General features: G+C 65.2%; 9 protein-coding genes. 5 read left to right on the forward strand and 4 right to left on the reverse strand.

Features of this window, described 5'->3' with window-relative positions:
* Window positions 1-125: 125 nt before the first annotated feature.
* A complete protein-coding gene (gene plsB / locus IB229_RS18795; protein ID WP_192331424.1) occupies window positions 126-2621 on the forward strand; it encodes a glycerol-3-phosphate 1-O-acyltransferase PlsB in 2496 nt (831 codons plus the stop codon).
* A gap of 189 nt (window positions 2622-2810) precedes the next feature.
* On the opposite strand, the gene norR is transcribed toward plsB, so the two are convergent.
* Complete coding sequence (norR, locus tag IB229_RS18800) at window positions 2811-4373, reverse strand: nitric oxide reductase transcriptional regulator NorR (protein WP_192331425.1); 1563 nt, start codon at window positions 4371-4373, stop codon at window positions 2811-2813.
* 224 nt (window positions 4374-4597) lie between these two features.
* On the opposite strand from norR, the gene IB229_RS18805 reads away from it, so the two are divergent.
* The 3 genes from IB229_RS18805 (at window position 4598) to IB229_RS18815 (ending at window position 6810) form a co-directional block, all read left to right on the forward strand.
* Window positions 4598-4855, forward strand: coding sequence for a transmembrane sensor/regulator PpyR (locus IB229_RS18805; RefSeq protein ID WP_192331426.1), 258 nt, complete (start codon window positions 4598-4600; stop codon window positions 4853-4855).
* Window positions 4842-6026, forward strand: a complete 1185-nt coding sequence (locus IB229_RS18810) for an NnrS family protein (protein WP_192331427.1) — start codon at window positions 4842-4844, stop codon at window positions 6024-6026. Before IB229_RS18805 ends, IB229_RS18810 begins: the two co-directional genes overlap by 14 nt.
* A 106-nt stretch (window positions 6027-6132) precedes the next feature.
* Entirely contained in the window at window positions 6133-6810 is a 678-nt protein-coding gene (locus IB229_RS18815; RefSeq protein WP_192331428.1) for a DUF4197 domain-containing protein, read from the forward strand.
* 54 nt (window positions 6811-6864) lie between these two features.
* Here IB229_RS18815 and IB229_RS18820 read toward each other — a convergent pair whose 3' ends face one another.
* Together IB229_RS18820 and IB229_RS18825 are read right to left on the reverse strand one after the other, a co-directional pair.
* Window positions 6865-9933 (reverse strand): efflux RND transporter permease subunit, encoded by a 3069-nt coding sequence (locus IB229_RS18820; protein ID WP_192331429.1) that lies wholly within the window; start codon window positions 9931-9933, stop codon window positions 6865-6867.
* Window positions 9934-9937: 4 nt separating this feature from the next.
* Window positions 9938-11041 (reverse strand): efflux RND transporter periplasmic adaptor subunit, encoded by a 1104-nt coding sequence (locus IB229_RS18825; protein WP_192331430.1) that lies wholly within the window; start codon window positions 11039-11041, stop codon window positions 9938-9940.
* A gap of 96 nt (window positions 11042-11137) precedes the next feature.
* Between IB229_RS18825 and IB229_RS18830 the strand changes: the two genes are divergently transcribed.
* A complete protein-coding gene (locus tag IB229_RS18830) occupies window positions 11138-11776 on the forward strand; it encodes a TetR/AcrR family transcriptional regulator (protein WP_192331431.1) in 639 nt (212 codons plus the stop codon).
* On the opposite strand, the gene IB229_RS18835 is transcribed toward IB229_RS18830, so the two are convergent.
* Complete coding sequence (locus IB229_RS18835; RefSeq protein ID WP_192331432.1) at window positions 11777-12556, reverse strand: class I SAM-dependent methyltransferase; 780 nt, start codon at window positions 12554-12556, stop codon at window positions 11777-11779. It abuts the gene before it with no gap.
* Between the last annotated feature and the right edge of the window lie 86 nt (window positions 12557-12642).

Below are 12642 nucleotides of genomic sequence, written 5' to 3' on the forward strand. Positions count from 1 at the left end.
GTCGTCGGCAAAGCAAGACAACTGTTCCCGGGAAAAGTTGCTTATCTTTTCCAGCGCCATAACGCTTTTGCCGCCAGCCGGGGGATACGGCAAACTATCGCCCCCGTCACACCCGCAGAGTCCCTATGACCCGCTCACCCTTCCGCCGCCTTGTTTTTGGGGCCCTGCGCCGCCTGCTGTACCTCTGGGTGCGCTCGGAAACCATCAATCAATCGGCCTTTACCCTCAAGCTCGACCGCAGCAAGCCGGTGTTCTACGTGCTGCAGCAGCCGTCGGCGAGTGACCTTGCGGTGGTCGATACGGAGTGCACCAAGGCCGGCCTGCCGCGCCCGGTCCTGCCGGTGGCCGTGGGCGATCAGATCGAACCTGCCGCCTTCTTCTACCTGACCCCCGAGCCAGGCTGGTTCGGCGGCCACGACAAGCGCGGCGCGCCGCCGGCACTGATCCGCATCCTCGCCGCGCTGGATCGCCACGAAGTCGACGACGCACAGATCGTCCCGGTCAGCGTGTTCTGGGGCCAGTCGCCGGACCGCGAGACCAGTCCGTGGAAGCTGCTGTTCGCCGACAGCTGGGCCGTTACCGGGCGCCTGCGCAAGTTCGTCAGCATCCTGATTCTCGGTCGCAAGACCCGCGTGCAGTTCTCCGCGCCGATCCACATGCGCGAGCTGCTGGCCCAGGACAAGGGCCTGCAACGCACCCAGCGCATGGTCCAGCGCATCCTGCGCGTGCACTTTCGCAACCAGAAGTCCGCGGTCATCGGCCCGGACGTGTCGCACCGGCGCAACCTGGTCAAGGGCCTGATCCACGGCCCGCAGGTACGCCAGGCGATCATCGAAGAAGCCGAGCGCGAGAAGATCAGCATCGAGAAGGCCGAAGCCCAGGCGCTGCGCTATGGCAACGAGATCGCCTCGGACTACACCTACACCGCCATCCGCTTTCTCGAGCTGGTCCTGAGTTGGTTCTGGAACAAGCTGTACGAGGGCATTCAGGTCAACCATATCGATGCCGTGCGCGAGGTCGCCCACGGCAACGAGATCATCTACGTGCCCTGCCACCGCAGCCACATCGACTACCTGCTGCTGTCCTATCTGCTGTTCCGCAACGGCCTGACCCCGCCGCACATCGCCGCCGGGATCAACCTCAACATGCCGGTGATCGGCAGCCTGCTGCGCCGCGGCGGCGCCTTCTTCATGCGCCGCACGTTCAAGGGCAACCCGCTGTACACCGCGGTGTTCAACGAGTACCTGCACACCCTGTTCAGCCGCGGCTTCCCGGTGGAGTACTTCGTCGAAGGCGGCCGCTCGCGCACCGGGCGCATGCTGCAGCCCAAGACCGGCATGCTGGCCATCACCCTGCGCAGCTTCCTGCGCTCCAACCGCCTGCCGGTGGTGTTCGTACCGGTGTACATCGGCTACGAGCGCGTGCTCGAAGGCCGCACCTACCTTGGTGAGCTGCGTGGCGCGGCGAAGAAGAAGGAGTCGATCTTCGACATCTTCAAGGTCATCAGCGCGATTCGCCAGCAACGTTTCGGCAGCGTCTGGGTCAACTTCGGCGAGCCGATTCGCCTGGCCGAATTCCTCGATCAGGAACAGCCGGACTGGCGCACCCAGGACTACGGCACGCAGTTCCGCCCGGACTGGCTGAACGCGACCACCAACCGCCTCGGCGAATGCGTGGCGCAGCACCTCAACGAGGCCGCTGCGGTCAACCCGGTCAACCTGGTAGCCCTGGCGCTGCTCTCCACCAGCAAGCTGGCGCTGGACGAGAAGGCCCTGGAGCGCGTGCTCGACCTGTACCTGGCCCTGCTGCGCCAGGTGCCCTACTCGCCGCACACCACCCTGCCCGAAGGCGATGGCCAGGCACTGATCCGCTATGTGCAGAGCATGAACCTGCTGGCTGAGCAGAAGGATGCGCTGGGCAAGATTCTCTACCTGGACGAGCAGAACGCCGTCCTGATGACCTACTACCGCAACAACGTGCTGCACATCTTCGCCCTGCCGGCACTGCTGGCGAGCTTCTTCCAGAGCAGCTCGCGGATGAGCCGCGAACAGATCCTGCGCTACACCACCGCGCTGTACCCGTACCTGCAATCGGAGCTGTTCATCCGCTGGCCGGTGAGCGAGCTGGAAGGTGTGGTCGACCAGTGGCTGGCGGCGTTCGTCGAACAGGGCCTGCTGCGCCAGGAAGACGGCGTGTACATCCGCCCAGCACCGAGCTCGCGGCAGTTCGTTCTGCTCACCCTGCTGGCCCGCGCCATCGTGCAGACCCTGCAGCGCTTCTACATGGCCACCGCCCTGCTGATCAACGCCGGGCAGAACGTGCTCTCGGCCGAGCAGCTGGAGAACCTGTGCACGGTGATGGCCCAGCGCCTGTCGATCCTCCATGGCTTGAACGCCCCCGAGTTCTTCGACAAGAGCCTGTTCCGCCACTTCATCCAGACCTTGCTCGACGAAGGCGTGCTGCGCCAGGACAGCGCCGGCACCCTCAGCCACCACCCGCAGCTGGCGGAGCTGGCCGAGGGCGCGGCCAAGCGCGTGCTGCCGGCGGAGATTCGCCTGTCGATCCGCCAGGTCGCTCTGGAGCGCGGCGAAGAGGCTGACGAGGCGCAAGCGCCGGTTTGACGCTCCTCTGATTGATGCACCAATAAAAAGGGCCTCACATGCGGCCCTTTTTATTACCTGATGGTTCCCACGCTCCAGCGTAGGAACCCGCCCGGGACGCTCCGCGTCCCACAGACGCAGAGCGTCTGCAGCTGCATTCCCACGCGGAGCGTGGGAACGATCAACGAAGCCACACGGGCCCCACTTACCTCACTTGATACCGAGGCGTTTGGCCAGGCGGCTGAGGTTGGCGCGGTCCAGGCCCAGCTCACGGGCCGCATCGACCCACTTGTTGCCATGCCGCGCCAGTGCCTGCTCGATCATCCGCCGCTGGAACGCGTCCACCGCCTCGCGCAGATCCTGCCCCGCCGCCATGTCGACATCGGCCTCGACCTGCTGCGCCTGCGCCTGTTCGGCCGGGCTTTCCCGCGGCAGGTCGAGCGCGCGGTCGTCGATGCTGAGGATGCGCGGGCGCTCCGCATGCTGGGCCAGGGCCTTGAGCGCGGCGCGGCCGATCAAGTGTTCCAGCTCGCGCACGTTGCCCGGCCACGAGTAGCCGAGCAGTGCCTTCTGCGCCTCCGACGTCAGGCGCAGGCTGCGCAGGCCCATGCGCGCGCGGTTTTCCTCGAGGAAGTAACCAGCCAGCAGCACCACATCACGACCGCGCTCGCGCAGCGCCGGCACCTGCAGCGGATAGACGCTCAGACGGTGATAGAGGTCGGCGCGGAAGCGTCCGGCCTTGACCTCGGCTGCCAGGTCACGATTGGTCGCGGCGATGACCCGCACATCGACCTTGTGCTCGCGATCCGAGCCGACCCGTTGCAGTTGGCCGCTCTGCAGCACGCGCAGCAGCTTGGCCTGCACCGCCAGCGGCAACTCGCCGACTTCGTCGAGGAAGATGGTGCCGCCGCTGGCCAGCTCGAACTTGCCGCTGCGCTCACTGACTGCACCGGAGAACGCACCGCGGGCATGGCCGAACAGCTCGCTCTCGACCAGGGTTTCCGGCAACGCCGCGCAGTTGAGGCTGATGATCGCCTTGCGCGCCCGCGGCGAGGCAGCGTGGATCGCCTCAGCCACCAGCTCCTTGCCGACGCCGGTCTCGCCGGTAATCAGCACCGTCAGCTCGCTGTCGCCAACCAGACGGATCTCGTCCTGCAGCTTTTTCTGCGCCGTGCTCTGACCGATCAGCTCGCGAGCCCGGCGATGGCCCGCTGCCTGTTTGTAGACCTCGGTCAGCTGGCGCTCGTCCTCGACCCGCCGCGCCAGCACGTTGATCCGCTCGCTGGCCTTGACCGTCGCCGCGGCGAGGCTGGCAAACGCTTCCAACGCGCCGAGGTCGAGCTGCTCGAAACTCGCCGGGTCAAGCGCATCTAGGGTCAGCAGCCCCCACAGCTGGCCATCGAGGTAGATCGAGCAACCCAGACAGTCATGTACCTCCAGGTGGCCATGCACGCCATCGACCAAGCCGTCGTATGGATCGGGCAAACCGCAGTCGGCGGCGAAACGCACCGGGCCACGGTGTTCCAGCAGTTGTTGCAGACGCGGGTGCTCGGTCGCCTTGAAGCGCCGACCGAGGGTGTCCTGGCTCAGGCCCTGCACCGCCACGGGGGTGAGCACGTCGTCGCTGAGTTTGAGCAGCGCCACCGCATCGCAGGGGAACAGCTGCAGCGACGATGCCAGCAGGCGGCGGTAACGCTCCTCGTCGCTGAGCTCCTTGGACAGGTCGGCCACCAGGGGAATCAGAGTTTGCAGCAGGCGATTGGGGGTGGTCATGGCGGGCGTCCCTGGGCGTGCAAATCGAACAGGCCGGCGAAAGCCGGCCAAACAGAGTCTATTCGACCATAAAAAATGTCCAAATGACTACCACAAAGCCTCTGTCATTTTGACTCTTAAAAACTCAATCCATTGATTTAAAACAATTATTTTGTTGGCACGAAACATGGAATATGAACAAGCAAAGGCCGCCATCAGGTAGCCGATGTTCAGGAGGATGCATCATGATCGAGTTCTTCAGCTGCCCGAGAAATGTCCTGCGGGTCTCCAACCAACTGCTGTGGGCCGGCGCCGCCATGCTGCTGGCCGGTATCGGCATCGCCTACGGCCTCGAGCGCCAGCTCGAGATCGGCCCGCTGGTGGTTGCCCACTCGGCGGTCATCATCGGCCCGAGCTTCCTGAAAATTGGCTACGTGATGCGCCTGGCGGCCCATGCCGGCATGCGCAAGGCCAACTGGGAGGCCAACTGTGCAGTTGCTTGATCGCAGCGCGGCCCTGGCCATCCGCCCCATCTGGCGGCTGGCCTTCCGCCCGTTCTTTTTAGGTGGCGCGCTGTTCGCCGTGCTCGCCATCGCCGTCTGGGCACTGGCGCTCGCCGGTTACCTGTCCTGGCAACCGGTCGGCGGCATGCTCGCCTGGCATCGCCATGAAATGCTCTTCGGTTTTGGTCTGGCGATCATCGCCGGCTTCCTGCTCACTGCCGTGCAGACCTGGACCGGCATGCCCGGCCTCTCCGGTCGCCCGCTCGCCGTGTTCTTCGCCCTCTGGGCAGCCGCACGCCTGGCCTGGTTCTGTGCGCTCCCCCCCAGCCTGCTGGCGGCGCTGCAACTGAGCGTCATCGCCGCGCTGGTGGTGCTGTTCGGCAAACGCATCATCGCTGCACGACAGAAAAACAACGCGCCGATCGTGGTGGTGCTGACCCTGCTCGGCGCCTGCCAGGCGCTCAACCTGTACGGTCTGATTAACACCGACGACGCCCTGCAACGCCAGGGCTCGCTGGCCGGCCTGTGGCTGGTCGCGGCGCTGATGGGCATCATCGGTGGGCGCGTCATCCCCTTCTTCACCCAGCGCGGCCTGGGCCGCACCACCCAGGCACCGGCCAAGCCCTGGCTGATGTGGTCGATCCTCGCCTGTTCGCTGCTGATCGCCGGGCTCACCGCCGTGGGCGCCAACCGGCAAGCGCACTGGCAGCTGGCACCGCTGTTTCTACTGATCGGTGGCCTGCACCTGACGCGCCTCGTGCTCTGGTACGACCACGGCATCTGGCGCGTGCCACTGCTGTGGTCACTGCACACCGCGTACCTGTGGATGGCCTGCGCCGCATTCGGCATGGCGCTATGGCACCTCGGCCTGCTCGCCCAGCCCAGCCTGGCAGCCCACGCCCTGGCGGTCGGCGCCATGGGTGGCCTGATCCTGGCCATGCTCGCCCGCGTCAGCCTCGGCCACACTGGCCGCCCACTGACACCTCCAGCGGCGATCACCTGGGCCTTCGTCGCCCTGAACCTGGCAGCCGTTTCACGGGTGCTGCTGGCCGCCTTCAGCACTACCGGCCTATGGCTCGCTGCAGCGGGCTGGTGCCTGGCCTTCCTGCTGTTCCTGCGTCACTACGCGCCGCTGCTGTGGGCGCCACGACCGGACGGCAATCCGGGTTGAACCGGCAACGCCCCTAGCGCATCAAGCGCATCGGGGCGATTGCCGTTTGGCGCCGCTGCCCGGCTCCGTTAAGCTCGGTGCATTCCCCCGCGCAAAGGACATCACCATGCTCCGCATCACCGCACTCGTCGCTGGCCTCGCCCTCTCGGCCAACGCCTTCGCCCTGTCCATCGCCGACCTCAGCCAGACCGACGCCAGCAGCGGCCTCAAGGACGCCCTGACCCAGGGCGCCAAGGTCGCCGTACAGCAGCTCGGCAAGCCAGGCGGTTTCAGCAACAACGAACAGGTGCGCATCGAACTGCCGGGCAAGCTCGGCAAGGCCGCCAAGACCATGAAGATGATGGGCATGGGCGACCAGGTCGAGCAGCTGGAAACCAGCATGAACAAGGCCGCCGAAGCCGCTATGCCGCAGGCCCAGGCGCTGCTGGTGGACGCCGTGAAGAAGATGAGCGTGACCGACGCCAAAAGCATCCTCGCCGGTGGTGACGATGCTGCCACCCAGTACCTGAACAAGACCAGCCGCGAGCAGATTCGCGCCAAGTTCCTGCCCATCGTCAAGCAGGCCACCGACAAGGTCGGCGTAGCTCAGCAGTACAACGCCCTGGCCAGCAAGGCTTCGGCCTTCGGCGCCTTGGACGCGAAGAGCGCCAACGTCGAAAACTACGTCACCGATAAAGCCCTCGACGGCCTGTTCGAGATGATCGCCCAGCAGGAAGCCAGCATCCGCGAAAACCCGGCTGCCGCGGCAACCAGCCTGGCGAAGAAGGTATTCGGCGCGTTGTAATACCTGGCGCATAAAAAAGCCCGGCACATGCCGGGCTTTTTTTATCGGTCGACTTTAGCGGCGCACTTCCTTGACCCGGAACCAGGCAGCGTAGAGCGCCGGCAGGAACAGCAGTGTCAGCGCCGTGGCGACGATCAGGCCACCCATGATCGCCACCGCCATAGGCCCGAAGAACACACTACGCGACAGCGGAATCATCGCCAGCACGGCCGCCAACGCGGTGAGCACGATAGGCCGGAAACGCCGCACGGTGGCCTCGATCACCGCCTGCCAGCGGTCATGGCCGGCGGCGATGTCCTGCTCGATCTGGTCGATGAGGATCACCGAGTTGCGCATGATCATCCCCGACAGGGCGATGGTGCCGAGCATGGCGACGAAGCCGAACGGCTGCTGGAACACCAGCAGGAACAGGGTCACGCCGATCAGCCCCAGCGGCGCGGTGAGGAACACCATCACCGAGCGCGAGATGCTCTTCAGCTGCAGCACCAGCAGGGTCATGACCACCAGGACGAACAGCGGAATACCGGCGACCACCGACTTCTGCCCACGGCCGGAATCCTCCACCGTGCCGCCGACTTCCAGCAGGTAGCCGCTGGGCAGCTCGGCACGGATCGGATCGAGGGTCGGCATGATCTGCTTGACCAACCCGGCCGGCTGCTCCTTGCCGTAGATGTCGCCAAGCACGGTGACGGTCGGCAGGCGGTCGCGGTGCCAGATCACACCTTCCTCGAAGCCGTATTCGAGGGTGGCGATCTGCGAAAGCGCCACGCTCTTGCCGTTGCTGATCGGCACAGACAGGCTCGGCAGCAGCTCCAGCTCCTGACGCTCGCGAGAAGTGCCGCGCAGGAGGATCTCGATCAGCTCGTTGCCTTCACGGAACTGGCTGACACTGGAACCGGACAACGAACTCTGCAGGAACTTCGACACGTCGGCGGTGCTGACACCCAGGGCGCGGGCACGCTCCTGGTCGATGTTCAGGTAGACCACCTTGCTCGGCTCTTCCCAGTTCAGGTGCACGTTGGATACGTGCGGGTTCTCGCGCACCTTGCCGGCCACTTCACGGGCAATCGCTCGGACCTCGTCGATGTGCTCGCCGGAGATGCGGAACTGGATCGGGAAGCCCACGGGCGGACCGTTTTCCAGGCGCGACACGCGGCTGCGAACGGTGGGGAAATCATCGTTCATCACGTCGATCAACCAGCTGCGCACCTCTTCGCGGTCCTTGATGCTCTTGGTCAGCACCACGAACTGGGCGAAACGGGTAGCGGGCAATTGCTGGTCCAGCGGCAGGTAGAAGCGCGGCGAACCGGTGCCGACATAGGCCACGTAGTTGTCGATGCCCTTGTGGCCCTTGAGCTTGGCCTCCAGGCGCTTGACCTGCTCCTCGGTGGCCTTGAGCGACGAACCTTCGGTGAGCTTGAGGTCGATCATCAGCTCCAGGCGACCCGAGGCCGGGAAGAACTGCTGCGGCACGAAGCGGAACAGCACCACGGACGCGATGAACAGGCCGATGGTGACGGTGATCACCAGGCGGCGATGGCGTACGCACCACTCCACCACCTCACGCACGGTCTGGTAGAAGGTCGTCGCGTACGGGTCGTGAGCGCCAGTGCCGCCATGTTTCTTCGCATGCTGCTTGGCCAGATCCGGCAGCAGCCGGTCACCCAGGTAAGGCACGAATACCACGGCGGCGATCCAGGACACCACCAGGGCGATGGTCACCACCTGGAAGATCGAGCGGGTGTACTCGCCGGTGCCGGACTGCGCGGTGGCGATCGGCAGGAAGCCGGCGGCGGTGATCAGGGTACCGGTGAGCATCGGGAAGGCTGTGCTGGTCCAGGCGAAACTCGCCGCCTTGAGCCGGTCGTAACCCTGCTCCATCTTGATCGCCATCATCTCCACGGCAATGATTGCGTCGTCCACCATCAGCCCCAGCGCCAGCACCAGCGCGCCGAGGGAAATCTTGTGCAGGCCGATGCCGAAGTAGTGCATCAGGGCAAAGGTCATCGCCAATACCAGCGGGATCGACAGCGCCACCACCAGGCCGGTGCGCATGCCCAGCGAGAAGAAGCTCACCAGCAGGACGATGATCAGCGCCTCCGCCAGCACGCGGACGAATTCACCGACGCCGGTTTTCACCGCGGCTGGCTGGTCGGAAACCTTGCGCAGCTCCATGCCCAGCGGCAGGGTCTGCTGCAGGTTGGCCAGTTCCTTGTCCAGCGCTTCGCCGAGAACCAGGATGTCGCCACCGCTCTTCATCGACACGGCCAGGCCCAGCGCGCTCTGGTCCATGAAGCGCATGCGCGGCGCGGGCGGATCGTTGAAGCCGCGCTGCACCTCGGCCACGTCACCGATGCGGAACGTGCGGTCGCCAACACGAATGGGGAAATTGCGGATCTGTTCGACGGTCTCGAAGCGCCCGGAAACGCGCAACTGCACGCGGTCGGTGGTGGCCTCGAAGAAGCCCGAGGACGCCACCGCGTTCTGTTCTTCCAGCGCCTGCTGCACGGCCGCCAGCGGCAGGCCGAGGGTGGCCAGCTTGACGTTAGACAGCTCGATCCAGATCTTCTCGTCCTGCAGGCCGAGCAGTTCGACCTTGCCCACGTCCTTGACCCGTTGCAGCTGCAACTGCAGGCGGTCGGCGTAGTCCTTGAGCACGGCGTAGTCGAAACCCTCGCCGGTCAGCGCGTAGATGTTGCCGAAGGTGGTGCCGAACTCGTCGTTGAAGAACGGCCCGCGCACGTTGGGCGGCAGGGTGTGGCGGATGTCGCCGACCTTCTTGCGCAACTGGTACCAGAGTTCGGGGATGTCCTTGGAGTGCATGGAGTCGCGGGCCATGAAGGTCACCACCGATTCGCCCGGACGCGAATAGGACATGACCATCTGGTAGTCGCCGGTCTCCATGACCTTCTTCTCGATGCGCTCGGTGACCTGCCGTGACATTTCCTCGGCGGTCGCGCCCGGCCAGTCGGTACGCACGACCATGGCCTTGAAGGTGAATGGCGGGTCTTCGCTCTGCCCCAGCTTGGTGTAGGACATGGCGCCGACCACGGCGATGACGATCATCAGGTAGAGCACGATCGCGCGGTTGCGCAGCGCCCATTCGGACAGGTTGAAGGACATGTGCTTACTCCTTCACGGCCAGGTCGACGTTGCGATTGTCGCGGTCGACCGGCTTGACCTTCTGTCCATCCAGCAGCATCTGCACGCCTGCTGAAACGACCCAGTCGCTCTCCTTCAGGCCTTCGAGAATCGACACGCGCTCCTGGCCATAGCGGCCAATGCGCACCGGCGTGCGCACAACCTTGGATTCCTGCGGGTCGATGACCCACACGTAGGGCGCATCCTTCTCCGCGGTCAGCGCCGACATCGGCACCGACAGCGGCACATCGCCAGCGGCCTTGATCGCCACACGGGCGCTCTGGCCGAGTTCGGCCGGGACTTCGCCCTCGGTGAAGGAGACACGGGCGGCGAAGGTGCGCGATTGCGCGTCGGCAGCCGGCGACAGCTCGCGGATGCGTCCGGGGAATTGCTTGCCCGGTTGCGACCACAGCTCGACGCTGACGTCCTGGCCGATGCGGAAACGCTCGAAGGCGTGCTCGGAGACGCTGAACAGCACTTCGCGCTCGCCGTCGGCCGCCAGGGTGAACACCGTCTGCCCCGCCGCGACCACCTGCCCGACCTCGGCCAGGCGCCGCGCGATCACACCATCCTGGGAGGCGCGCAGCACCGAGTAGCCGGCCTGGTTGTTGGCGACGTTGAATTCCGCCTGGATCTGCTTGAGCCGCGCTTCGCCGGAGCGGTACTGGTTTTCCACGTTGTCGAACTGCGAGCGGCTGATCATCTGCCGCTCCAGCAGTTTCTGGTAACGGTCACGCTCGGCGCGCACCAGCTTCAGATTGGCCTGGGCCGCAGCGACCTGGGCGCGGGCGGCTTCCAGTTGCAGCTTGACGTCTTCGGGGTCGAGCTCGGCCAGTGGCTGGTCCTTCTTCACCCGTGCCCCGGCATCGACCAGGCGCTTGCTGATCTTGCCGCCGATGCGGAACGCCAGCTCCGGCTCATAGCGGGCACGCACCTCGCCTGGGTAGGTCTCCATGGCATCGCCGGCAGGCAGCGGATGCACCACCATCACCGGCCGGACCGGCGCTTCGACGGTTTCGCCGTTGCCGCAGGCAACCAGCAACGTAAGCAGACTCAGAGGCACAGCGAGGGACAGGGCATGGCGGAACATGATGAATGACCTTTCGCGAAAAGCAGGTTTGGAATATTTATACTGCGCGGTATAGTAAAAATACCAAACTCACCAGTCCAGTATTAAAAACGCGAAATGTCCGACAATCTGTTACAGCCTCAAAGTGGCCCCGGACGGCCGAAAGATCCTGCCAAGCGACTGGCCATTCTCGAAGCCGCCAAGCGGCTATTCATGAGCAATGGCTACGAAGGCAGCAGCATGGATGCCATCGCGGCGGAAGCTGGCGTGTCGAAACTCACGGTGTACAGCCACTTCACCGACAAGGAGACGCTGTTCGCCTGCGCGGTGGAGTCCAAGTGCGAGGAACAGCTGCCGCCCCTGCGCTTCGAGCTGCGCGCGGATGCCTCCATCGACAGTACCCTGCTGGCCATCGGCCGCGGCTTCGATGCGCTGATCAACAGTGACGAGTCGGTGGCGATGATGCGCCTGGTGATGACCCAGACCGGGCAGAACCCGGAGCTGGGCAAACTGTTCTACGAAGCCGGCCCGCAGAAAATGCTGCTGGCCATGGAGCACTTGCTGCAGCAGGCCGATCAGCTTGGCCAGTTGCGGGTCGAGCAACCGCAGCGAGCCGCCGAGCACTTCTTCAGCCTGCTCAAGGGCGGCTGCAACTTCCGCCGTCTGGTCGGCTGTGGCGAACAACCGTCCAGCGCCGCGACCGACATCCACGTGCAGGATGTCGTCAGCCTGTTCCTGCGCGCCTACCGCCCCTGATCAGGGCTTGAGCGCCTTCTTCGGGTAGATGTCATAGCGGCTGGACTTGCCTTCCAGCGCATAGCTGGGCTTGGGCCCGTCGACAATCGGCGCCTTGCGCGGGCGCTTGACCACCACCCGGTGCGTGGCCAGCGCCAGAGCCGCCTGAAGCAGCGCCGGGGCGTCCATGTCGTTACCGACCAGCGGGCGAAACAGGCGCATCTCTTTCTTCACCAGGGCGCTCTTGTCGCGGTGGGGGAACATCGGGTCCAGGTAGATCACCTGCGGCGCCTCGCCTTCCCAGCGCTCCATCAGTTCGATGGCATTACCGGTGCGCAGAGTCATCTGCGTGGCGATGGGCGCCACCTCAAAATCGCCGCGCGCGCGCTCCAGACCATCTTCGAGCAGCGCGGCGATGATCGGCTGGCGCTCGATCAACGTCACGGTGCAGCCCAGGCTCGCCAGCACGAAGGCATCACGACCAAGACCGGCAGTGGCGTCCAACACCACGGGCCGCACGCCAGGCTGAATGCCGACGGCCTTGGCAATCATCTGTCCGCTGCCACCCCCGAACAGCCGCCGGTGCGCCACCGCACCCTCGACGAAATCCACCCGCACCGGCCCCGGCGCCTGCGGCCCCAGTTCGGCCAGTTGCAGGCCGGCATCGCCCAGCTGCAGGGCAAACTGCGCCTCGCCGCCAACCGGCAGCCCCAGCCTTCGCGCCCAGGCTTGCACCGCGCCGGCAAAGGCAGGAGCCAGGGCTTCAACACGGATTGTGGCTGGCAGCCCTTCATCACTCATCAGACATACGCTCGAAAATGTTCAATTCAGCCGGCACGCGGCCGATACCCGGATAGGTCGCCATTTTGCCAGACGCCGCCGGCGTC

Source organism: Pseudomonas sp. PDM14 (assembly GCF_014851905.1).
Classification (GTDB): domain Bacteria; phylum Pseudomonadota; class Gammaproteobacteria; order Pseudomonadales; family Pseudomonadaceae; genus Aquipseudomonas.

Coding starts and splice junctions, on each gene's coding strand:
- IB229_RS18805 (WP_192331426.1), top strand. CDS start 4,598: ATGATCGAGTTCTTCAGCTGCCCGAGAAATGTCCTGCGGGTCTCCAAC.
- IB229_RS18815 (WP_192331428.1), top strand. CDS start 6,133: ATGCTCCGCATCACCGCACTCGTCGCTGGCCTCGCCCTCTCGGCCAAC.
- IB229_RS18820 (WP_192331429.1), bottom strand. CDS start 9,933: ATGTCCTTCAACCTGTCCGAATGGGCGCTGCGCAACCGCGCGATCGTG.
- plsB (WP_192331424.1), top strand. CDS start 126: ATGACCCGCTCACCCTTCCGCCGCCTTGTTTTTGGGGCCCTGCGCCGC.
- IB229_RS18830 (WP_192331431.1), top strand. CDS start 11,138: ATGTCCGACAATCTGTTACAGCCTCAAAGTGGCCCCGGACGGCCGAAA.
- norR (WP_192331425.1), bottom strand. CDS start 4,373: ATGACCACCCCCAATCGCCTGCTGCAAACTCTGATTCCCCTGGTGGCC.
- IB229_RS18825 (WP_192331430.1), bottom strand. CDS start 11,041: ATGTTCCGCCATGCCCTGTCCCTCGCTGTGCCTCTGAGTCTGCTTACG.
- IB229_RS18835 (WP_192331432.1), bottom strand. CDS start 12,556: ATGAGTGATGAAGGGCTGCCAGCCACAATCCGTGTTGAAGCCCTGGCT.